This is a genomic window from Tenacibaculum amylolyticum (genome assembly GCF_964511145.1).
In the GTDB taxonomy this organism is placed as follows: Bacteria; Bacteroidota; Bacteroidia; order Flavobacteriales; family Flavobacteriaceae; genus Polaribacter; species Polaribacter amylolyticum.
Map to the genome: position 1 here is coordinate 1 of NZ_CAZEFZ010000042.1, position 23544 is coordinate 23544.

At 30.8% G+C, this 23544-nt stretch carries 25 protein-coding genes; 2 read left to right on the forward strand and 23 right to left on the reverse strand.

The window, feature by feature from the left end:
• Positions 1 to 119 precede the first annotated feature (119 nt).
• The 12 genes from ACKTTC_RS12580 to ACKTTC_RS12635 form a co-directional block, all read right to left on the reverse strand.
• Positions 120 to 986 (reverse strand): universal stress protein, encoded by an 867-nt coding sequence (locus tag ACKTTC_RS12580; RefSeq protein WP_408040189.1) that lies wholly within the window; start codon positions 984 to 986, stop codon positions 120 to 122.
• A 259-nt stretch (positions 987 to 1245) separates the two neighbouring features.
• Positions 1246 to 3798: a M20/M25/M40 family metallo-hydrolase gene (locus ACKTTC_RS12585; RefSeq protein WP_408040190.1), complete on the reverse strand. Its 2553-nt coding sequence runs from the start codon at positions 3796 to 3798 to the stop codon at positions 1246 to 1248.
• 227 nt (positions 3799 to 4025) lie between these two features.
• Complete coding sequence (locus ACKTTC_RS12590; protein WP_408040225.1) at positions 4026 to 5327, reverse strand: cryptochrome/photolyase family protein; 1302 nt, start codon at positions 5325 to 5327, stop codon at positions 4026 to 4028.
• Positions 5317 to 5784, reverse strand: coding sequence for an SRPBCC family protein (locus tag ACKTTC_RS12595; RefSeq protein WP_408040191.1), 468 nt, complete (start codon positions 5782 to 5784; stop codon positions 5317 to 5319). Before ACKTTC_RS12595 ends, ACKTTC_RS12590 begins: the two co-directional genes overlap by 11 nt.
• Positions 5785 to 6246, reverse strand: coding sequence for a TspO/MBR family protein (locus ACKTTC_RS12600; protein ID WP_408040192.1), 462 nt, complete (start codon positions 6244 to 6246; stop codon positions 5785 to 5787).
• The gene (locus ACKTTC_RS12605) at positions 6246 to 6716 is read right to left on the reverse strand and encodes a glutathione peroxidase (protein WP_408040193.1); all 471 of its coding nucleotides are present in this window, start codon (positions 6714 to 6716) and stop codon (positions 6246 to 6248) included. Before ACKTTC_RS12605 ends, ACKTTC_RS12600 begins: the two co-directional genes overlap by 1 nt.
• 25 nt (positions 6717 to 6741) lie before the next feature.
• Complete coding sequence (locus ACKTTC_RS12610; protein WP_408040194.1) at positions 6742 to 6966, reverse strand: hypothetical protein; 225 nt, start codon at positions 6964 to 6966, stop codon at positions 6742 to 6744.
• A gap of 385 nt (positions 6967 to 7351) precedes the next feature.
• Positions 7352 to 8146, reverse strand: coding sequence for a hypothetical protein (locus ACKTTC_RS12615; protein ID WP_408040195.1), 795 nt, complete (start codon positions 8144 to 8146; stop codon positions 7352 to 7354).
• Between the two features lie 3 nt (positions 8147 to 8149).
• Complete coding sequence (locus tag ACKTTC_RS12620; protein ID WP_408040196.1) at positions 8150 to 9181, reverse strand: Rieske 2Fe-2S domain-containing protein; 1032 nt, start codon at positions 9179 to 9181, stop codon at positions 8150 to 8152.
• Positions 9182 to 9568: a hypothetical protein gene (locus ACKTTC_RS12625; RefSeq protein WP_408040197.1), complete on the reverse strand. Its 387-nt coding sequence runs from the start codon at positions 9566 to 9568 to the stop codon at positions 9182 to 9184.
• A gap of 245 nt (positions 9569 to 9813) precedes the next feature.
• The gene (locus tag ACKTTC_RS12630) at positions 9814 to 10197 is read right to left on the reverse strand and encodes a DUF1622 domain-containing protein (RefSeq protein ID WP_408040198.1); all 384 of its coding nucleotides are present in this window, start codon (positions 10195 to 10197) and stop codon (positions 9814 to 9816) included.
• Between the two features lie 4 nt (positions 10198 to 10201).
• Complete coding sequence (locus ACKTTC_RS12635; protein WP_408040199.1) at positions 10202 to 10360, reverse strand: hypothetical protein; 159 nt, start codon at positions 10358 to 10360, stop codon at positions 10202 to 10204.
• Between the two features lie 160 nt (positions 10361 to 10520).
• Here ACKTTC_RS12635 and ACKTTC_RS12640 point away from each other — a divergent pair, with 160 nt between their 5' ends.
• A complete protein-coding gene (locus ACKTTC_RS12640; RefSeq protein WP_408040200.1) occupies positions 10521 to 11111 on the forward strand; it encodes an acetate uptake transporter in 591 nt (196 codons plus the stop codon).
• A 137-nt stretch (positions 11112 to 11248) separates the two neighbouring features.
• Here the strand turns inward: ACKTTC_RS12640 and ACKTTC_RS12645 are convergent, their stop codons facing one another.
• The 3 genes from ACKTTC_RS12645 to ACKTTC_RS12655 all read right to left on the reverse strand — a co-directional run bounded on the left by ACKTTC_RS12645 (position 11249) and on the right by ACKTTC_RS12655 (position 15246).
• Positions 11249 to 13654 (reverse strand): T9SS type A sorting domain-containing protein, encoded by a 2406-nt coding sequence (locus tag ACKTTC_RS12645; protein WP_408040201.1) that lies wholly within the window; start codon positions 13652 to 13654, stop codon positions 11249 to 11251.
• A 459-nt stretch (positions 13655 to 14113) separates the two neighbouring features.
• A complete protein-coding gene (locus ACKTTC_RS12650) occupies positions 14114 to 14665 on the reverse strand; it encodes a class I SAM-dependent methyltransferase (RefSeq protein WP_408040202.1) in 552 nt (183 codons plus the stop codon).
• An 8-nt stretch (positions 14666 to 14673) separates the two neighbouring features.
• Positions 14674 to 15246 (reverse strand): TVP38/TMEM64 family protein, encoded by a 573-nt coding sequence (locus tag ACKTTC_RS12655; RefSeq protein ID WP_408040203.1) that lies wholly within the window; start codon positions 15244 to 15246, stop codon positions 14674 to 14676.
• A gap of 248 nt (positions 15247 to 15494) precedes the next feature.
• Between ACKTTC_RS12655 and ACKTTC_RS12660 the strand changes: the two genes are divergently transcribed.
• Positions 15495 to 16292, forward strand: a complete 798-nt coding sequence (locus ACKTTC_RS12660) for an alpha/beta hydrolase (protein ID WP_408040204.1) — start codon at positions 15495 to 15497, stop codon at positions 16290 to 16292.
• A gap of 16 nt (positions 16293 to 16308) precedes the next feature.
• On the opposite strand, the gene ACKTTC_RS12665 is transcribed toward ACKTTC_RS12660, so the two are convergent.
• From ACKTTC_RS12665 to ACKTTC_RS12700, 8 genes are all read right to left on the reverse strand, one after another.
• Positions 16309 to 17322: a hypothetical protein gene (locus tag ACKTTC_RS12665; protein WP_408040205.1), complete on the reverse strand. Its 1014-nt coding sequence runs from the start codon at positions 17320 to 17322 to the stop codon at positions 16309 to 16311.
• A gap of 79 nt (positions 17323 to 17401) precedes the next feature.
• Entirely contained in the window at positions 17402 to 17929 is a 528-nt protein-coding gene (locus ACKTTC_RS12670; protein WP_408040206.1) for a hypothetical protein, read from the reverse strand.
• A gap of 68 nt (positions 17930 to 17997) precedes the next feature.
• On the reverse strand, positions 17998 to 19047 hold the full coding sequence (locus ACKTTC_RS12675) for an ArsO family NAD(P)H-dependent flavin-containing monooxygenase (protein ID WP_408040207.1): 1050 nt from the start codon (positions 19045 to 19047) through the stop codon (positions 17998 to 18000).
• Entirely contained in the window at positions 19034 to 20209 is a 1176-nt protein-coding gene (locus tag ACKTTC_RS12680; RefSeq protein WP_408040208.1) for a MalY/PatB family protein, read from the reverse strand. Before ACKTTC_RS12680 ends, ACKTTC_RS12675 begins: the two co-directional genes overlap by 14 nt.
• 26 nt (positions 20210 to 20235) lie before the next feature.
• Entirely contained in the window at positions 20236 to 20778 is a 543-nt protein-coding gene (locus ACKTTC_RS12685) for a sigma-70 family RNA polymerase sigma factor (protein ID WP_408040209.1), read from the reverse strand.
• Entirely contained in the window at positions 20750 to 21931 is a 1182-nt protein-coding gene (locus tag ACKTTC_RS12690; protein WP_408040210.1) for an MFS transporter, read from the reverse strand. The genes ACKTTC_RS12685 and ACKTTC_RS12690 overlap by 29 nt, the downstream gene beginning before the upstream one ends.
• Positions 21919 to 22077 carry a hypothetical protein gene (locus tag ACKTTC_RS12695; RefSeq protein WP_408040211.1) on the reverse strand — a complete coding sequence of 53 codons (159 nt, stop codon included), beginning with the start codon at positions 22075 to 22077 and terminating at the stop codon, positions 21919 to 21921. Before ACKTTC_RS12695 ends, ACKTTC_RS12690 begins: the two co-directional genes overlap by 13 nt.
• A gap of 70 nt (positions 22078 to 22147) precedes the next feature.
• Positions 22148 to 23500, reverse strand: coding sequence for an NAD(P)/FAD-dependent oxidoreductase (locus tag ACKTTC_RS12700; protein ID WP_408040212.1), 1353 nt, complete (start codon positions 23498 to 23500; stop codon positions 22148 to 22150).
• Between the last annotated feature and the right edge of the window lie 44 nt (positions 23501 to 23544).

Consider the following 23544-nt stretch of genomic DNA (forward strand, 5'->3'; position numbering starts at 1 on the left):
AGGGACTCGAACCCACGACCTGCTGATTACAAATCAGCTGCTCTAGCCAGCTGAGCTATATCGGCTATTGCGAAAAGCGATGCAAATATATAACGTTTTTTAAAACTGGCAAACTTTTTTTAATTTTTTTGTTTTTTTTGCTTTCTAATATGTTCTGGAAGTATCTTAAAAGAGATGACTGGTATGGGTGAGTGATTGGCTACATCTTCAGTAATACTGTGATCGAACAGTTGAGAAAAACCACTTCTTCCATGGGTTGTCATAATAATAAGATCTGCATCATAATTTTTTGCGAAGTTGGTAATACCTGCTTCAATAGTGTAATCTGAAATATAATGTACGTCGTCTATATAGTGTGAATTATTATCTGCTTTCTCAAAAAAACTTTTTACAGATGCTCTCATTTCAGAAGAACTAACAAACGATTTTCCAGGAGTATTTATATACACCATTTTCGTTTCTAGATTAATAAAGTTACAAAATCGTTTAATTCTTCTATAAGGGCCAATAGAATCGTCTGAAAAGTCGCAAGCAAAAATGGCCTTTTTAAAACCGTTAGCCATAGGTTTGTCTTTTACGACTAACACAGGTACATCTGAATGACGAATTACTTTTTGAGCAGTAGAGCCTATAAAAAATTCTTTAAACCCTGTTGCCCCTTTAGATCCCATAATAATGAGATTTATTTTTTCCTCTTTAGAAACGTCATTTAACTCTGTGAAAATTTTATAATGTTTAATAATTGGAGTGATTTTTATATCCTTTAGGTACTCTTTATCTAAAAATGTATTAAACCTTTTTTCTGCAAGTTTTAAATATAGGACAGTTTCTTTAGTGGTATTGGCATTAATGATTGTAGCTGTAGATACTTCTAGCATATGCATAGCTATAATTTCGTAACCATATGTTCTGGCGTAATAAGCTGCTGTTTCTAGCGCATTTTCAGATTGCTCTGAAAAGTCTATGGGCACTAATATTTTTTTCATGACGTAAATGGATTTTGAGTTAATCCTTAATAATTTACGAAAAAAAAGGCGCTTTTAGTAATTGCAGAGGTTGAGTGACTAGTTTTTTATAGCTTATTAGCTAATTTCGAGGGATGGTTAGATTGTTTTATTTGATGAATTGAATAGAGAATTTTTATAGTACTTGTTGTTTAAAAAAATCAAATTTTATATAAAAAAAGAAGTTGCCTGAAAATATTTTTAGACAACTTCCTTTCTTAGTTTTTCATAATTATTAATATTACTTTATGAGTATTTTTTCTGTTAATGAGCCTTCTCCTTGAGTGACTATTTTTACAAAATAGATACCGCTACTTAAAGATAGTTTTTCAAGAGAAATATGATTCTTTCCATTTTCTGTTGTAGTCTTTTTTAATAATAACTTTCCATTACTATCATAAAGATTCATAGTAACTAATGCATTGTTACTGTTGTTTTTGATGGTAATGTTGATATAGTTAGAAGTAGGGTTAGGACTAATAAGTGTATTTGGTAATATTCCTTCTGGTTGATTTCCTAGAATAGGAATTAGTTTTGCAAAATTCTTAGTTGTAATTGAACCATTGCAGCTACCTTCATAAATTTTTACATTACTAAATGTTGAATTATTTCCTGAGCCAGCATCATTATCGTTTATGAAAACAAGTCTGTCCATAGTACCTGTGTAAAAACTTCCAACAGGAATAGTGAATATTTGTGTTCCGTTAGTATATGTGTCATAATTGGTAACACCATAATTTTGAGTTCCATGAACTTTAAAATAACGGTTTGCTGATAGGTTATTGTCGTTTTCAAAACCAATGGCATGAATTTCCCCTTCATTAGAACTATTGAATTCAAATTCTATTACAGTATTTGGAGTTACATCATAGTTGAGTAAAATATGTTTCCAAGTATTATTTGTTAGGGTAAGTGAAGCTCCATTATTTCCTACACTAGAAGTTCCATCGGAATCTTGGTTAGAAAAAGAACTGATAGCAAAGTCGTTAAAATTTAAAGCATTGCAAGTTGGTGTAGGATCAGTTGAACCATTTTGTATTGAAACAGCATCAATAGCAATATCACTTTGCCATCCGCTATTTCCTGTTCCTGTTGTTACTGAGAAACGAAGTTGTACTTCTGTTTGATTTGAGTAATTGTTAAGGTTTACAGTAGCTGTTAACCATGAATTCCCTTGATCTCCAGATTGACTAAAAACCTGATTCCATACTGTTTCGCTACTGTTTTTTGCTTCGACAGTTAAGGTGTTAATAGCGCTTCCAAACATATGGTATTGAAATGTTAGCTCTGGTTGTGATAGTGAAGAAAAGTTAAAACATGGAGAAGTTAATATAGCATTCTTATTAGGGAAACCACTTCCATTTCCAGAAGCTTCTACATACAAATAATAACTACCATCTGTAGCACTTGCTGGGCCAGTGTTGTTTGATGGAGTACCGCTTGAGTTTCTGGAAAAATCTAAATCATCGTTAGTACTTTGTTTCCAGTTTTCAAAAGAGCTCTCAAAAGAAGCGTTATAGGGAAAACTACTAACTGTTTGTGTACAATCTTCACCACCTGGATCTGTATTGCTATGACCATTAGAAATCTCAATAAGATATTCTAAAGCTAGCTTAGCAAATTTTGCAGCATGTGTTGCATTTGGGGTAGGAGATCTATCAAAAGTATCTCTGGTAGTATGAATATGGGGATTGCTTTCTCTAAAACTTGCTTCAAAAGGAAAAGCAACATCGTATCCTTGTTGTGCCCAACTATAATGATCTGAACAACCATAGTTACATTGCGTGGTAGCATAGGTTAATTTATGAGTACCAGAAGCATTATAAAAATTAATTAATTCAATAAGGAAGTTATTTAAATCATCATCGTTAAATGTATCTGTAGAGATGTAGATATCTTCAGAAGAGCCTTTGTAATTAGTCATGTCTAATTGTAAATAAGAAACAACATTAATATTTCTGTTTTTGTAATCTTGAGCGATTTCTCTAGAACCTCTTAAGCCTACTTCTTCAGCAGCATAAGCCATGAATTCAATAGTGCGTTTAGGAGTAAAATTCATTTCGAATAATACACGAGCAGCTTCGGTAATAGTTGCTATACCAGAAGCATTATCATCAGCACCAGGTGCGTTATTACTGTTTCCTCCGCTAGCTGTAGAGTCTATGTGACCACCTATAATTACATATTCATCAGGTGTTTCAGATCCTGTAATTGTCATAACTACAGAAGGCATATTCGTGCTAGTATGATTTACAATTCTGACGGAAACATCACTTCTTCCTGAAGCCATGTTTTCCCAGCGAGTTTTTAAATCTAATACAGATTGACGAGCACTATTGGTAGTATGATAACGAGTACCATAGGCTTCTAATTCTTGTATTTGTGCAGCAATATTATTATTGTTTACCAAGTCTAAGCTTTGTCTAACAAGAGTTTCTTGAGAAATAGAAAATTTAGCAGCAAGATTTCGTCCTTGGTACGTTGCCCTGTTTTTAAGACTTAGATTTGCTAAGGCACTTTCTTTTGATGGTTCGTAGATAAAACCTGGTCCATGTGTTAGAATTTTATGGTGCAATTCTTCGGCAGCATTGTGAGAGAGTTTTACGGCACTCAAACCATTGGAGGATCGGATAATTTGGATTTCATTGGGATGTTCAATTTTTAGACTTTGCGCATCTCGTGTTTCCATTGTTGCAAAAAACATGTTGTTTTTTTCTTGAGGTAAAAGTTGTAGTGGTGTGCTGAATAGGCATACTAATAGCACATGAAAAACAATTGAGTTAAGTGTTTTCATTTTATCGAGGGTTTTTGGTTACTGATTTGGGGGAGGTGAAGTTGTATTATTTCATCTATAAAATCATTTAAAAAACATTTAAGGTAATGAAAAAAGATGATGTTAATTATGTTGATATATAAAACAGTAACGATTTGTTAAAAAAGTTGAAGGAAATTATAATATATATGTATAAAGTGTTTTAATTACACTTATGAATGTAAAGTTGAAGAAAAGCAAAAGAAGCATTAATTCAATGCTTCTTTGTATGTGGCTAGACATCTTTCTCTAGCAAACTTATGATCTACTATTTGTGTAGGGTAGGTGAGCTCTTGAAAATTGGGAACCCATTTTTTTATATAAATTAATTGTTTGTCGAATTTTTGAATTTGAGTCGTAGGATTAAATATTCTAAAATATGGAGCTGCATCTACACCACAACCAGCAACCCATTGCCAATTCCCTACATTACTTGCTAATTCAAAATCTAGTAATTTTTCTGCGAAATATGCTTCTCCCCAGCGCCAATCGATCAATAAATGTTTGCATAAAAAGCTCCCTACAAGCATACGTACTCTATTGTGCATAAAACCTGTATTATTTAATTCGCGCATTCCTGCATCTACTAATGGATATCCAGTTGTCCCGTTACACCAATGTTCAAATTCTGTACGATTGTTTCTCCAGATAATTGCATCATATTTAGGTTTAAAGGCTTTTGTAATTGTCTTAGGGTAATGCCAAAGTATTTGTATGAAAAACTCACGCCAAATAAGTTCTTTTAGGAAAGTAGGATTGTCACTTTTTTTAGCTTCTAGAACAGCTTTTCTTACTGATATAGTACCAAAACGTAGATGTATTCCTAATTTAGAAGTTGCATTAATGGCTGGAAAATTTCTTTTAGCTTCGTATTCGTTAATTAAAGTTGAAGTGATTTTATAATCAGGAACTTTAATAAAAGAAGTTTTGAAGCCTAACTCAGTTAGAGAAATGATCTCTTTTTTATCTAAGGGGTAAAAATTCTGTATAAGTGCTTCAGAAGGAAAAGACGTAAGTTGACTAGGTTGAAAAGTAGTTAACCATTTTTTAGAATAAGGTGTGTAAACTTTATATGGAGTACCGTCATCCTTTGTGATTTCATTTTCCTCAAAAATTACATGATCTTTATATGAATAGAAGTTTATATTATTTGCATTTAGAAAATCTCTAATTTCTGTATCACGTTTAATAGCATAGGGTTCATAATCTTTGTTTGTGTATACGCTATCAATATTAAAAAGTGTTGTTAAGTGTTTAAAGGTGTCTTGTGGAGTTCCGTAAAATACTTGCAAACTACTATTTGCAGTATGAAGTATTGCATTGATTTTTTGTAGTTGAGTGTATATAAAATTCACACGGGCATCATCTTCTGGTAGTTTTTCCAGAATATTTTTATCAAAAATAAAAATAGGAATTACTTTCTTACCACTTTTTAATGCTTCAAATAATCCATTGTTATCATCTAAACGCAAGTCTCTTCGAAACCAAAATACATTTACTTTATCCATTATATTCACCAAAAAGTTCAATCAGTTTTTTTTGTCGATATGCAAAAATTTCTTCAAGTTTAGGTTTTACTAAAAAAGGATGTACTAATTGCCCAAGAATTCCCATAGGAACTTTATAGTCTATAATATCTTCCATTTCTACTCCGCCTTCTATAGGTTTTATAAAGTGTTTATGATGCCAAAGTGCGTAAGGTCCAAATCTTTGTTCATCAACAAAGTATTTTTGATCAACCACATGTGTAATTTCTGTAACCCATTTGGTTTTAATTCCTAAAACAGGAGTTACTATATATTGTATGATTTGACCTGGATACATTGGTCTGTCTGCACCAGAGAGAATATGGAATCCCATATAATCTGGTGTAATGGTTTTTAAATTTTGGGGACTAGATAAAAAATTCCAAGCCTGTTCTACAGTAATAGGCAGGTTTTGTTTTTTGTGAAGCTGGTATAATTTCATTTAATTATGAATTAGGATATAAAGATTCAAAGAAGTAGCAATACTCATCCATACCATGTAAGGTAACAGTAGAAATCTCATTGTAGTCATATTCTTTTTTAAGCTAAAAAAGAAATAGTATAAAACCACATTAAGTAGTAATAATACAATGAGTCCTAAACTAACTAGATGTTGATTAAAAAAAACATAGTTCCAACTAACATTCAGTATAAATTGAATGATAAAAGCTAACTGTATGTTCTTAGTATTGTTCTTTGAAAATAAATCTCCTAAATAAATCGAAAAGCAAATCATAATAATTGTCCAAGCAGTTCCAAATACCCAGCCTGGAGGTGTCCATGGAGCTTTACTTAGATTGAAATACCATTCGCTTTGTGGACCATTATTCATTAATAAAGTTCCGAACCAAAGCCCAAGAAAATTGATAATTAGAAAAATGAGGGTAAGTTTGGTTTTGTTCACTAGTTGAGGTGTTTTGTGATTTTTTTGCTCATAGGTTTAGTTAGTGAAAACCAATAGTCTATTAAATTTCCTTTTTCATCAACTAAATATTTTTGAAAATTCCATTTAACAGAAGAATTCTTTTTTACATTTAGTTTTTTATCTGTTAAAAAACTGTATAAGGGATGTTTGTCTTTTCCTTTCACTTGAATTTTTTCAGTTATAGGAAAAGTTACTCCATAATTTAAGGAACAGAATTCTTGAATTTGTGAGGAGGTACCAGGTTCTTGAGAACCAAATTGATTGCAAGGTACACCAACAACAACCAATGTGTCTTTAAAGGTATTAGATAGCTCTTGTAATTCTTTGTACTGCGGTGTAAAACCACATTGAGAAGCTACATTGACAAATAATATTTTTTTTCCTTTAAAATTATTGAAATCTAGTTTTGATCCTTTAATATCATTTATTTCAATAGTGTAAACAGACATTGTTGTTGGTGTGTTTTTTATAGCTTTAAGCAGTTAAAGGTTTCCCTTTTAATCTTTTTTCGATTCGTTGCTTAACTACAGTTAACCTCTTCATGGCTTCCATTAGAGCACTGTCTTTGCTTTTTTTATATTCTTCGTTTATTTCTAAAATTAAAGCTTTAACTTCTCTTGAAGCTAGAATCCTATCACTTGTTGTAACGAACTTAAATTTTCTGTTCTCGAATTCAGATGCTTTTTCTAATAATGTCATAACTAATAAGATTTAATTATCGTACTTTATAAACTAGTCGTTTGACTTTTTGATTACTTAAAATATTTTACAATAATTTATTTTAATAAATGCTGCTATATTAAAAATAATCATTATATATCAAAATGTCTGCAAATGTAAATATAAGTTTAAGAAAAGCTAATTATTCCTCATCAATTTGCATAATATTATGATCAAATTTATTTATGTTTAACGATTATGACTTTTTGTTTAACAAAAATATAAAAGATTTAAACAAAAAACAAGCGGTTTGAAGATTATTGATGTTAAAACAATCTTAATTAAAGTGTAAGCTTATTTCAGTTCAGTTTTTAATTAATCACTCTTTTGAAGAAATATTGGAATGAAGTAAAAAATCTACTACTTAATAAATAGTAGATTTTTTATTGAGTAATTCAATAGCGTTTGCATCTATTTTTATACGAAACCAGCTATCGCTATACTTTTCTACAAGTCCTCTTATTCTTGCAGGTTGTCCTACATAAGGTAATACTTCTTTGTTTACAGGATTTCCGTCCATATCAGTAATTAAGAAATAGCTAGTTACATTATTTACATCTGTTGAAGCGAATACAGGTGGAATGCCTCCTGAAATACATCGCACAGCACAGCTTCTGTGGATTTTTCCTTTACCAGGTTTCATAACACCGAAATAACATTTAGGATCTACAATCTCTCCTTCTAGTGTATATTCATCAACAATTTGTAATGGAATGTCTTTTCCTTGTTTGTCTTTATGTACAATAATATTTTGTTCGTCTGAAATTTGTAATAAGGTTTTTCCGTTGTAATAGATAAGGTTACCGTCAATAGTCATTTCCTTATTCAGAATATCTTTATCTGTTTCTTCTAGCTCATTGATGTATTTTTTTGCACCAAATTTTCCAAACCCAAGTAATAAAATATTCTTATAAGTATTTTTCCCAAGTTGAACTCGAAGCATAGGGTAGGGGCTTTCATGATAAACTCCTGTAACTTTACTTTCTTTGGTTAATTCAAAAGAACCGTTATTAAAAGGATTTTGATTGTAACTAAATACAACTACAAAAATTATAATAACGAACAAGAAAATCCACACTGTTTTTTTTAGCAAACGTCCTGTTTGTTTAGGTACATTATTGTTGTAACCTACATAAAACTCATCTTTTTTGTTTTCCATTTTTTAAAATTTTACAGGTTCTACAGGTGTTCCTTCTTCTAGTGCTTTTGGAAAAATATATATACTATTATCAATTACTTTTAAATTATAAGTAGCTACTTTTTCAGTAAAAGGTGGTGGTGATTGTCCATTAGCAGGTAAATATTGATATCCATGCCAAGGGCAGGTAATGCAACCATCAATAATTTTTCCTTCTCCTAAAGGACCTCCTTGATGTTTACAAACATTATGAATTGCAGATAATTTATTCTCATATTTAAAAACAGCAACACGTTCATTCGCAACTGTGAAAATTTTAGCTCTATCAGTTACTATTTCATCAATCTCACAAACATATTGCCATCCGTCGGCTAAGGTTTTATGCTTTTCATTGTCAATTTTAGCTTCTTTAAATGCGGCTGCGATATGCAAAATTGCAATTGTGAAAAATCCTACAGTTAATAATCCTACAGTAATTGGAGAGCTATTTTGCTGGAAATGTCCTAAGAAAACATGCATGATTAATAAAGTATACGCAAGGTATACTAGCATATGTAAACGTTTCCAAACTTTTGGACTTAAGTTCTTGAGCCAAAAATCATGACTGGTTGCCGCCATAAAGAATAAAATAATTAGCGCAAAAAAACCAAGTATTTGAAAAGGGAAGTTAGCCAATGAAGTGTAATCCATATTTGAAGTAAATAAGGAATAAATTGGATTTTCATTTCCCAAGGCTTGAAATTGAAATATAGCAAACCCTCCATGAATTAAACCAGCAATAAACATGCTAACTCCTAAATGTCTTCTGTTGTATAGTAATGGTAGAAATTTAGAGTTTAATCTAGCTAACGGACCTATTGCTAAAATAATATGTAACATTAAAATGGCTAAGGTTCCAAAAGCTCTTATAATTAATGTTTCTGGTGTTATATCTTTAAAAAAGATAAGGCTTATTGCTGCAAAAAGGATGAGGTATAGCAGCATAAACAAAAGAATAATACGATCGTATTTTTTTTTGTTTTTATTCCAAAGTACTAACTGATAATCTAACCCCATCTAAAATTTAATTTTTGTTATTGCTTCTTTTTTAATCACATCGTATAACAAGAAACCATCAGCATTTGCATTTATGTTAAAAGCATATGTTTCTTGAGCACTAGCTATTTCACCTAATATATCTCCTTGCTCACCATTTTGTAATTCATATACGGCTACAGAAGCATTTTTAAAGGGTTTTTTAATTAAAATAAGCAATGCTACTCCTTTCTTTTGATAACTAAGATGTTCGTTTTTACTAATGAAAGATGAAGGTTCTTTTACTGTTTTTGTATTTTCTAAAACAGTATAAGGATCATTTTGTATTGCAAAATACATGAGTATTGGCATAACTAGGATAAGTACAAGCCATACATATCTATGTGTTTTTCTTAAGCCTGAAGTCATTCTTTAATTTTTAAAAAGTTTCAATACTAAAAAAGGCCACATAGCTATGGCTCCAGGAAACAATAAAAGTCGTACACTTTTTTTACTGTGTGAAATAAGAGGATCGATTTTTGGAGCTGCTTTGAATATGAAATAGAGTCCAAATAAGAATCCAATACCAAAATAGAGTGCCAGAAAGGCTAAGAAAATTTGGATTGTGATGAGCATAGTTTATTGGATTAAATTACTATTGGTTATGTTCGTGATTATTGTGGTGAATTGTCTTTTTTATGATGTGGTTTTGCTTCGTGGATTTCGGCGATTTCTTTTCCTAAAAAATAACCGATAGCAATTCTTATGACAATTACAATTCCTAGTTTAGTGAGTTCGTCTAAATTCCGATGAATTACAGAATCTATAATATCTGCGGCAATTAAAAAATCAAGAGCTAAGAGGATGTATAATCCTATCTTGGATCGTAAGTTTTGTATAGAATTGAAAAAATCATCATTTTTCTTCTTAGAGGTTTCATTTTTAATTAACTGGATTAACCCTTTGGCAAATCCATACATTAAAATAAGAACTCCAATATAATTTACGATTTCACTTAAAACAGATAACCCGCTTTTAATATACTCGAATATTTCCATCGTATTATTGGTTTTTATAACGAGAATGCGAAGCTCTTACGGTTATAGGAACTTTACGTGGTGTTTGCTGTTGTATTATAGTTTCAAATGAAGGGATGTAAGTAAGTATATTATTTAATAAGAAATTTGGAAGAGTTACGATTTTGATAAATGATTCTAACATGTTGTATTTGATATGTTTGATTTGTAATTGTGTCGTTAAAGAAAGACTTTAATTTCAATAATTATTTAATTTACATCGGTTCTAAATAAAAAAGAATCATGTTAGTGATAGTTTGTAATGAAAATTTAAAAAACTCGACAGTATTCAGAAATCACAAACAATGACATTAACTAATAACACACAACTTTATTCAGATCCTGCTGTTGCAGGATTGGCTGGTTTTGGACTATCATCGTTATTATTACAGTTTTTCAATTTAGGCTGGATAGATGAAGGTCCGGCAATATACATAGGAGCAATTTTTGGAGGATTTGTACAACTTATAGCTGGATTTCAGTTTTTACGATTACGTGATAATTTTGGATATGCAGTTTTTATAAGTTATGGAGCTTTTTGGATTACACTTCCATTAATTTTAGTGTCAAATCATTTTGGCTTGTTTGTAAGTACTTCTAACGATATTGCTGTTTTAATTTCTTGTTGGGCGTTATTATCTATATTATTTACGATAGTTGCAGCTCAAAAAAATCTAGCGTTATTTTTATTATTTGCTTGTGTAGTATTGGGAATGGTAACTTCTGTATTAGGCAATAAAGGAATTGCTATTGCTTCAACGATTTCTGCAATTTTATTTATCGGTGCGGCTCTTGTTGCTTGGTATATTATGCTAAGTAATTTATTAAAAGAACAAATAGGAAGAGACGTATTGCCTTTAGGTAGAGGGGTATTTCAATTAGATAAAAAAGAGTAATATTTTATATCAGTAGATGTTATTTAATAACATACTATAATTTAAAAACTAAGAAAAAAAGAACACTCATTAAAGTGTTCTTTTTTTCTTAGTTTTTGTTAGGTTATCCTAATACGAATGTAGACTATTAAAAGATTCTACATTTTAATGATTTTCTTTTGAATGAAATACCCATTTTTTTCAAATTGGACGATATAAACACCTGTAGCAAGTTTGTTTATTTCAAGTTGATCAAATTGATTATTTATATGTTTAGTTAAGATTAACTGTCCATTAAGGCTGTAAATAGTGACCTTTGCATCAGGAATAGGTATTTCAATAAATACATCTCCGGTATTAGGGTTAGGGTACACTTTATAAGAATCTTTATCTAATACGTTAATTGGTTTGTTTATTGTATTTACACCAGCAGTAAAATGCCATACTTTTCCGCGTTTAACCTCACCATTAACTACTGGGTCTACACGCCAGTAATAAGTTTTCTCTTCAGTAAGCTCACCAGGATTAACAATATTGTTTCTATGACGTCCTAAACTTTGTAAAGAAGATTCAGATTCTCCAAAAAACACTTCAGCTTCTACTGATTTATATGCATGAAGCCATATTAAATCTACTCTTTCATATGTAGTCTTACCTCCGTTAGCAGGGATAGGATGTGATGGTAGTTTTAATTGTCTTCCTGGTATCCAATAATTATCATCACCTAATTCATAAGCACCTATGTCTGGAGCTAAACCACGGTATAGATCATTTACTCCTGCGATTACACTTCCCTTATCAACTAAACCTGAATTTGGTCTAGGTCGAAAATCTTTGTTGTCCCAATCGAAGAATAATTTTTTAAAAGCTTCTAAATTACCTTCAGATTCGTAATTAGTCTTATGAGTACCAGAAGGCTTGCTATAAGAAGGAAATACTCTTGAAACGTATCTAGCTGTAGCATTATTAGCGCTGATAGAATTTTTATGGATACCACTATTACGAGGATCGCCAGAAGTATCAGCAAATACAATGTTTGTTTCTGCTACGTTATTGTAGACTTGTCTTTCATCACCTTTAACCATAAAAGTAATTTTCTGTGCAGGATTTGTTGTAACATTATTTTTCAAAATACCAGTACGCATTCCACCGCTTGGTAATACACCACGTGGTCCATCGCTAAATCTAGCAGAAGTTTTTCTGTTGGAATCAAACCAGTTATGGGTAAAGAGCATGTCCTTAGCTCCGCCTCCAAATTCAGCTGAAGAACCATCACTTTGTAAGTGTCCTAGATTGCTTATGTAATTCAATTCTAAGACCGATTTATTATCAAAACCTATTCCTCTGGCAGATCCAGAAGTTGTTACAGTGTTTCTTCTAAACACACAATTTGAGCCACCTCTAAAAACAACTGCTCCTCCTCCCATAGGTTGATGAGCGACTGTATAATCTATATTCGTAAACTCACAGTTCTCAACTGTAATATTATTAGATGCTAGAGTTCTTAATCCCATACCATCTGTATTGCGAAATGCGCAATTAATTATTTTACTGTTAGAACCTTTTCGTATTTCGATAGCTCTGTCTAAGCCGGTAACGCCTAAAGCTCTTTTGTTGTAAGTAGGATAATCAAAATCACAATCTTCTATTGTAATTGCATCACATCTAAGTATTCTAAAATTACAAGCAAAGAAATCTATTCCTTGGACTTTAATATTATCACTTTTAAAAAAGTCCATACCGCGTCCCATTGTTTTTACACGTACATTTCTTGGTTTACCGCCACCAAGAGTCCATAGATATAATACTTTTTCTACATTATCAAAGTACCATTCAGTTTCATTATCAAGAAATTCTAATTTACCTTCTAAGAAATAGTAATTCTGTACAGGTAAATAACGGGGAAAAGGTTTAAATTCAAAGTAGTCCTGACCTGCTTCGTGAGATTCTACTAAACGACAACATGATACAAACTTACCAGTATTCATTACAGCCATTGCTCCCGTAACATCTATGCCAGTTGCTGCAAGATTATGTCCGTTTTGCGGATCGTCGTATAGGACTGTTTTACCAGACAGATTTTCATTTCCTTGAGCCCATGTTTTTTTCTGATCCCATCCTTCTCCTTTGTCAAAACGTGCATTAGGCCATCTGGCTGCCATCATCCATACACGGTCAACAAATACTTGAGTAATGTCTGTATTTAATTGAATTTTATAAATATTGTCTTTATGTTGAACCCAATCACCAATAGCTAACTCTTCGATAGGTTGAGATCCATCAATAAGTACTTTCTCATTTTGATAATTTTTAATTATTATCGGCGCATCTTTACTTCCTCGTTTACTGTTAATTTTTGCTGTTTCATGATATATACCTTCTCTTACATATAAAATATCACCACTTCTTAATGCTTTTATTCCTTTTGAAATTGTTTTAAAAGGAGAGCTAATTGTGCCATTATTTTCATCATTACCTGAAGGTGATACATACTTTTGTCCGTGTACTTGAAAAAAGCTTAGAAATAAGAGAATTGTAGGGATTAGAATTAAATTCTTAACCATTATTAGGGAATTGTTTTTGTTTTTATGATTGCTTCAAATAAATTGTTTGTAATGAAGTTATTGTATGTAACTTCCATAGCAAGGATGCAACCACGGTTGTTTTTATATTATTTGATTTTTATAGGGAAAAAAGCCCCCTGGATATAGAACTTTTGGGGTCAATTAATTAAACAATTTATAACTATATGTTATACAGGTTAAAGCAGATTGCTTAGGGGAATGTGCCATATTTAGGGGGTATTTTGCTGCAAACGTAGTGTTTTTTAATAAAAGATACTATAAAAAACACCCTGAATATCTACTCAGGGTTAACCCTGATAAACTAAGGGACTACCCTAGGTTGTACCGTGATTTTAAGAAAGCTGTTTTATTGTTATAAAGCGTATACTTCGTTTGGTGGTTTTAGTATGTAGAGATGTTTTGAAATCTTTCTAATTTGCGGTATTTTTTTATGGAGATTTATTTCAAACATTTAAAAACAAATGCAGGAGGAAGATTTAGTAATGTTAATCTAAGAGTTACTTTTTTGAAATAATATTGTAGTTTTTTATAAACTCCTAAAGAATATTGGTATTGGACAAACGTTCCATTTTTTCTCAATGAATTATGAATATTTACAATAAAACTTAAAACTTCTGTTTTTTCAAATAACTGTAATGGCAGGCTAGAGATAATTAAATCAGGTTCTAATAAAGAAAAATTAGCAATTTTATTCGGAAAATGAAAAGCAGATTCGTTCAAAATGATTAGTTGTGGTGTGTTTTTGAACTTCTCTTTACAATATTCATAAAATACTTTATTTGTTTCAAATGAAATCAATATAGAATTTTCGTTCATTTTGTTTAGAATTTGCTCAGTAATGCAGCCATTTCCGGTCCCGAACTCTAGAATAAGATTTGCATTTTTAAAGTTTAAGTCATCTAAGCAGTTTTGAATTAAATACTTTGAACTTGGTCTTATGGTTCCACTTGTCTTAATTGTTTTAACAGCTTCAGTAAAGAATGATCTCATTTAATGTGTTATAGGAATGAATAAAAAAGACTATTGCCAAAATAGATATAGAAAATATCTAAGATGAGCTCTCCAAAGAATACTCCAAATAGCATGTTTTTAAATGGCATTTTAACAATTCCGGCTAAATAGCAAATCAAATCAGTTGGAACTATAGGGAGGAACGACCATGCAAGTACATAATATGTTGATTTTTTACTTTGTAATCGTGCTTTCCATGTTTTAGTAATTTTTGAATTTGTTTTTTCAAAGTAGTTGCTAAAGCTTAGTATGTCAGAAAAATAATAAAGTAATACTGCTGAAAACATGACTCCGAGCATTGAAAGAAATAAAACTAGTAATAGTTTATCAGGAAAAAGAATCCCACCAACTATTACAAATGGAGTACTTGGTATTAAGAATAAGCCTCTTACCATTGATATCAAAATGTAAACAAGCATTATTTCGTTGTTGTAAGATGAAATGAATTCCACAATATAGTTAGGGGTTATAATTTCAGGGTTTTGAAGATATAGAAGAATCATTATTAAAATGACTCCTATCCATAACGAATAAAATATTTTTTTACTTATTTCTATCATTGCTTATCACTATTGATTTTTAAAGATTTGATTAATTCTGTTCGAAAATCTATATAAAATTGAGTTTTAAGAAACAAAATAGACCAACATAGTGTGATTATCGATATTTTTAAAAGTTTGATAGATATTGTATTTTGTATTTAGGAGGTAGTATATCTAAAGAAGAAATATTCTGAAAATGAAAAAAAGAATATTTTTACAGATACATCTAAATAAGACAAAGTTTTGTCAAGTCAATCATAAAACAAATGAAAAAAAGAATAACCATATTATTTCTTCTAGCAATTTATTCATTGTTCAGTCAAAATAATAATAAGCTAACTCTTTTTTCGAAAGTATTAAACGAAGAAAGAAGTTGCTTAATTCATCTTCCTGAAGGATATAATAATCCGTCAAATAAAGATAAGAGATATCCAATTTTAATCTTATTAGATGGGGATGTGTTTTTTAAAGAGGCTATAGGTGTTGTTGATTTTATGAGTTCAGATAGAAATAGAAACCACTTAATGCCAAAAACAATATTGATAGCTATAGAAAATGTAGATAGAGGAAGAGATTTTACAGTAACTAAAATAAAAATTAAAAGGCCTAATAATATGGGAGGAGGTAAGAAATTCTTGAAATTCATAGAGCATGAATTAATTCCTTTTATAGATAAAAAATATAGAACAGAACCAGATAGAACTTTGGTTGGTCATTCTTTAGGAGGATTGTTAACGTTAAATGCATATATGGATGAGAACAGTATTTTTGATTTTTATATTTCTATAGACCCAAGTATCTGGTGGAGTGAAAAAGTAATGGAAGATAGAGTAGAAGCTGTTTCTTCAAAATCGTTTAAGAAAAAGTTATATATCGCTACGGCAAATCAAGGAGAGGCAAACTATAAAAAGAACAAAAAAAGGCATGATGACTTCTTTAGGATGTTAAAAAATAAATCGAAAGAAAAACAAAATCTTGCAATAGAATATTTTAAAGATGAACATCATCGATCGGTTCCACTAATAGCTTTGTATCATGGACTAAAATTTTTAAACGTAGAATGATAATAAGATGTGCGAATTATTTAATTCCAACAACAATTCGTTCTACGATTTGTTTTGCTGTAGTTAAGGTTGATAGATCTGGATAAATAGTTCCATTTTGCCCTGAATGATGTCCATGTCCTATGAGTTCCATTAAGTAATAATTTTTTCCATAATTCATATCTATGTTTGTGCTAAAAATTATTGAAGGTTGTCCTAATTGACCGGTTCCATTATGAAATATAGCATCTTCGGGGAAATCATATTCTGAATAATATTCATTATCATCGAAAGCAACATTAATTTCAATTTTTAACACAAACTTTTCAAGAGGTTCAATTGACGTATTTAATTTAAAATTGTCAGTAATTGTTGCGCCTGTTATAGCATCTGGTAAAGGTTGGTTACTTGGAGGTACATACATTCCATCTGTATATTTTACATTGCGTTTATATGACCAAACGGGTAAAGCATTAACACGTCTGTATTCACCTAATATATTTTTGTTTTTATCGAAATTTTTAAAATTACTTTTACTTCTCCCTCCGAAGAATAGACCTTTTGCAGTTGCTTTGGATACAAACAAGGTTTCTATATAATTTCCTTTTTCATCCTCAATCCAAATAGCCATTTGTGGATGCCAATAATGTTCAGAACGTAGGAGATCAATAATTAGTTTAATATCCTTTGTTGTATTCATCTCTACTAGTTGATAAGTAGTTTGATTTAGTTCTTTTTTTGTACTAGCTTTTTGTTTAGCACTAAAATTCATTAATTGGTTCAACGGAGTTATTTGATAAACGCCTCCTAATAAAAGTAACAAGCTAAGTAGGCCTAAAAGACTTACAGTTTTCCCCTTGGTGTATAGTTTTATAGAACGGAAATTATTTTTAAAATGAAATAGTACACCTAATGAAAATAGAATCCCGAAAAGAGTATGTAAAGTAGCAATACTAGAAGAGTAGTCTTGGAAATAGGATAAAATCCCAGTTACAATTAAAATAATAACACTTATTCCTATGGAAAGACTAATTATTTTTCTGAAAATCATAACCGATTAAAAATGAAATATATCATGTAGTCGAAAGGTGAAATAATTCGACTACATGTTGAATAATTGTATAATTATGTTATAGGTTTTTTTTTATTGAATTTAATCGATTCTCTAAGTATATTATTTGGTTGGCCTTATTTTTAGGTAGTGTAAAAGCTAAAAATTTAAAATTTGTTTTACTTGAAAATTCTTTTTCTATCAATTTTATTTCTCTAACAATTATTTGTAAGCTTTCATCATCCGTTTTACCTATAATACCATGAATATCGTATGAGCGAGCATCAAAACGAGGAGATTTAGACGCTTCCATTTTAGCTTTAATCGCTATTAAATTTTTTCTTAGGTTAGAGATAACCTTTGCTTCTCCAAATTTTGTTTTTGCTCCACGACAGCTAGAAGGTAAACATCCAGATGTTGCTTTGGTGTTTTCTTTAGTTGTGTCACATGATGCTTTTTTATTTGTTTCTTTATCATCTGTAGTACAAGTTACTTTTTCTTTTTTACTTCCTCCGCAACAAGAAGATTGAGCAAATACAGTTGTAGTATATACTGAGAAAAAAACGATGAAAAATGCAAATACTGTTGGTTTAAAGTTAAATGACATTGGTTAAAAATTATAATTAAACATTGATTTTAACCTACAAGACGAAAAGTTTTAAAAATGATGCAACTTTATGTTGTTTTTAATGTTTCATAAATCTCTTTTACCGTTTGTCTAGCTGTTTTTCCAACTCCATAAATTGTTGCTGAAGCAAAACCTGTCCAATTTCCATAACCTACTAACCATAAGTTTGGTTCACGTACAGCACGTGTGTGTTTTGTTTGTATACGATGATTTTCAATAATATTTAATGATTGAAGGTGGTTTAGATTAGCTTTAAATCCTGTACACCAAATAACAACGTCGAAAGAATCTTTAGTATTATCTTGCCAAATGATACCATTTTCATAAAATGCTTTAAATGGTCGTTTGGCGTGTAAAACATTTCTAGTTCTTGCTTCTTTTACGCTTTCTACCATTACAATATTGCTTAACGAAGCTTTTATTTCTGAAGAAGTATTATTCGTATCTCCTAAAAATTGTTGGTTAGCTGCATTAAATAAATAGCGACCATCAATATCATCTGGTAAAAAATGAGGTTCTTCCAAGGTTATCCATTGTGTGTGTGCGATTTTTGAAACTTCGGCTAAAATCTGTGCTCCAGAATTTCCTCCTCCAATAATTAATACTTTTTTCCCATTAAGGTTTTTTGCATTTCTATAGTCAGAAGAATGTAGTTGTTGTCCAGTAAATAGATGTTGATTTGGATAATTAGGTGTAAAAGGTTGTTTAGCTGTACCTGTAGCACTTACTAAAGTTTTACTGTATATAGTACCTTTGTTGGTTACAACTTTAAAGAGGTCATCTTCTTTCACTACAGAATGTACTTTAGTACTTCGTTGAATTGGAAAAGCATAACGTTTCTCATAAGCTTCTAAGTAGTTGATAAATTCCGTTTTTGTTGGATATTCTTTTTCGCTTTTTGGCATCATCCATCCCGATAAAGAACTATATTCTGTTGGAGAAAATAGCTTTAAACTATCCCAAGTTTGTAACCAAGAACCTCCAGCATTATTTTGATCGTCTATAATAAGATAATTTAATTTATGTCGCCTTAGAAAATATGCAACTGATAATCCTGCTTGGCCTCCGCCAATAATTAGCGTATCATAAATTTTCATTAATCACTTCTTTTAATTGTTGAAAAGCTTGTTGAATTTTTGCTTTTGGTGAAGCAATATTCATTCTCATGAATTGTAAAAACTCTTTACCAAACCAGCCTCCAGGAGTTAAACCTAATTTGGCTTTTTTAAATAGTAATTCATTTAGTTGATCATTAGTAAGTTGTAATTCGCTAAAATCCATCCAAATTTGATAGGTTCCTTGAGGTGAAAACCATTTTATTTGAGGCAAATCTTTTTTCATGAATTGAGTAATCCAATCTAATGTTTCTTCTAAATAAGCTATTAATTCATTTACCCATGTTTCTCCTTTTGTATACGCTGCTATGGTAGCAAATGTCGTAAATGCATTTCCATGATTAAGATACATAGCTTCAGCAATATGCTTTATTTGTTTAAAAATAGTTTCATCTTGGATGTATAAATATCCATTCGAAATGCTTTGCATACCAAAAGTTTTAGCTGGTGATCCTAAAACAGTGATATGTTTAGTTTGATCGAAAGAAGCGATACTGTTAAATTGAGTTGTTCCGTAAATAATATCAGAATGAATCTCGTCACTAATAATAGTAACACCATGTTTATCTGCTAAATGTATTAATTGGTTTATTTCTTGTTTGTTCCAAACACGTCCTACCGGATTATGAGGATTACAGAGAATAATGATCTGTACAGACTTAGTTTTTAATTTTTCTTCTAAATCTTCAAAATCCATTTCATAATTACCATTAACTATTTTTAATGGGTTTTTTACTACTTTTCTATTAGCTGTTTTAATAATTTGTTCAAACTGATGGTATACTGGTGTTTGTATAAGTATTCCATCTTCTTCCTTAGTAAGTTCTCTAATTAATAGGGAAATACCTGTTAAAACACCTGTAACTTGAATAAATGCTCTAGAATTTAATTCTAAATTATGTCGGTTCTTATTCCAACTAGTTATACTATTAAATACAGATTTACTATCAAATTCGTATGCATATATGCCTCTGTTTACTAAGCGATGTAGTTCTTCAGTAATTTCTGAAGCTATTTTAAAATCCATATCGGCAATCCATAAAGGCATTACATCTGTCGTGCCAAATAAATGATTTAGCATTTTTGGATTTTCTTTTACAAATTTATGTTGGTAATTATTATGTATGATGTCAAATTTGTTCATTGTTTTGTGTTTATAGAGGTTAAGAATTAGGAACAAGAAGATGTATTATTACAATCTGTTTTGTGTTTAAAATCTATTATACTTCCTTTTCCTCCTTGTAATACAGTGCAGCAACCTTCAAATAATTGCCTTAATTTTTTACGTCCACGTTGAATTTTTGATCGTACAGTTACGTAATTAATGTTGAGCTGCTGAGCAATTTCTTTTTGAGGTATCTCTTTTATTTCTGATAATATCATTAACTCTTTGTATTCTTCTGGAAGTTGATCTATAAAAGAATTGACACATTTACTCAACTCAATACTTACATTTTCATTTGAATCTTCTTGTAAGAAAGTATCGTTTTCTATAGCATTTGTTTGTAAATGTTTTTTTCTATAGTAATCAGTAATAGTATTCTTAGCAATGGTATACACCCAACTTTTAATATTATCAATTCCTTTAGTATTCGATTTAGATAATTTTAAAAATACATCTTGAGTTAAATCTTCTGCGTCTTCTTGATTTCGAACACGGTTTTTAACGTAACTCAGTAAAGGATTATATAATTGAGTAATTTGAATCTCCATAAAAATATGTAATTAATGTTATTGTAATGAACGTAGCTAATAGTAAAAATAGCATTTGATGTCCAATAGTTTCAATTAAAAATATACCTGAGAAGGCACCAAGCGCCGCTCCTAAATCCCACCAGGTGCTAATGCTTGAAATTGCCTGAAGTGTATTCGTCTTTTTAGATTGTATTTTAATAGCTACTAAAGGTGAATACGTAATAATTATAGGATTGAATAAAAAAGCAATAACAATGCCTGTAATAACAAAGTTAAACGAAATTAAAAAAATAGCAGTTGTAGTAGCAATTAGCGCTATATTAAACAACTTTATTGTTGGGATTTTTAAAGTTAAAAAACTACTTATAAAAGACAGTGAGAATACAAACAAACGTTTTAATAATAGATAAAATGCTACTATAGCTAATAGTTTATCAGGAGTTGTATAATCGTTTGCTAATAAATTTGAAAGTGTTACAACTAAAATACCATCTACAGTAATGGATAATAAAAAAACTAAAATATTAATAGTGTTAGGATAAAATGTTCTTCTAGTTTCAATTTTACCTTCAGTAGATTCTGAAGAAGTTTTAGGAAGAGATAAGGCTAAAAAAATACTAATAGAACTTAATGCTGCAATGATGCTAAATCCAATTTGAAACCCGTAAGAGCTTATTACAATTGGACCAAACCAAAGAACGAAAAATGAACCTAATGTTTTAATGCTTTGTGAAAAGCCAAATGCCATTCCGGAGTTTTTTTTAGTTAATGCTGCGTAATTTAATGTAGCAATCTTTAATCCAGAATAACTTAATCCCCATAATATTCTTGCAATTAAAAAACTAATAAGACCTAATTCTAAACCATAAAAAAAAGTTGTTATTGTTGCTAAAATGGCAGTTGTAATTAATACTTTTTTCATTCCAAATTGATTGACAGTATTAGCAATTGGAGTATTTGCAAGTATTCGGACAAATCTATTTACTGAAAGTAATAATCCAATTACTAAGACAGAAAACCCTAAATCTTGACCATAAACGGGTAACACAGGGTAGAGTAGAGCATCTCCCATTCCTGCAAAAGCCATTACGCCAGACGAAACTAAAGCACCTCTAAAAGAGGCGCTTTTTATTGGAGTTAATTTTTTATTTGTACTAGTTACCCACAACATCCATTTCTTTTCTGAGATTGTTTTTCTGTTTGTAGAGTAGAAGTGAAAGAAGAGGTTGGTTGGGTTTCCGTTGGAATAGATCCACAACATCCTCCACTAATTGTTTGTGTTTGATTTTTTTCGATATATATTTTACGTGTTTTCATTTTTCTATTGTTAATTTATTACTGTTGTTATTTAAGACGTACATTAAAAGAAATGATGCATCTTATAATTTTATCCGCAACATCCGCTTTGGGGTATGGTAGCTTTTAGGGTGTTAGTAATAGAACTTTTCTCTTCAGATCCACAACAGTTAGCTGTATCTCCAAGGTTCAGATTAGAACTACAAACTCCAGTTTGTGGAAGGTTTAATTCAACTCGTTTGGCAGCTTCAAAATCTCCAGCCATATAAGCAACTATTGAACGAACTTGTTCGTAACCTGTGGCCATTAAAAATGTTGGAGCTCTTCCGTAACTTTTAGACCCAACGATATAAAAGTCTTTTTCTGGATGACGTAATTCTTTTTCTCCATGAGGTCTTACAGTTCCGCAGCTATGAATATTAGGATCGATAAGCTCGGCTAAATCAAATACAGATTCTAAAGAAGCATCTAAATCTACACGAACTTCTCTAATCATATCTAAGTTTGGTCGCGAACCAGTGTTGCTAATGATTTCATCTATATTGTCAATACTTTCAATATTGTTATTTAACTCTCCTATAATTTGAATTCCGTTTTCTTTTTTTAATAGTTTTAAAATATGAAAAGGAGTGTAGACATTTAATTTGCCACTATTAACTAATTGTTCAATACGAATACCTAAAGCTCCGCGAGCTTCTAAAGCATCGTCTTTCTTACCACCGTACACTTTTTCCATATTATCTTTTCGAAGAATCCAATTAAGTTTTGTACGTGGATACTCTTTTTGAATTTCAGCTAAATCTAACAATACATTTATGGCTGAATGTCCACCGCCAACAACTACTATGTTTTTGTTTTTGTAACGATTTAAAAGAGTTGCTTTAACATTAGGAATACCATAAAATATATGATCTTTTAATTTTTGTTCACCTTCAGCAAAAACGCCTCCAGAGCCTATCGGATTGGGTTGATTCCATGTTCCGGTAGCATCTATAACAGCTTTGGCTTCGTAATAACTAATATTACCATTTTCTTCAACTTTTATTGAGAAAGGTTTTTCTTCACGTCCCCAAGTTTTCATTTTATCAAACCCTTTTCGACTTATCGAAAGTACTTTGGTATTTAAGTGAAGGTGTGGTTGTATTTGTGGAGTTTCAGCTAAAGGTTTAAGATAGTTTTCAACTAATTCTTTTCCTGTTGGTAATGCATCTTCATTAGGAGCGCTCCAATCTGTTTTTAATAAAAGCTCTTTTGCTATAGTATCTATATTGTATTTCCAAGGAGAAAATACACGTACATGACTCCAAGAAAGTAAGTTGTTACCTACTGAATTTCCTGATTCAAATAAGATAAATGGAAGTTTTTGCTTTGTAAGATGAGCTGCTGCAGCCAAACCTACTGGTCCTCCTCCTATAATTACTATGGGTAAATTATTGTTGTGCATCGCTTTTAAATTTAATTTCACCTGTTAGGACGTGATCTTAAAAA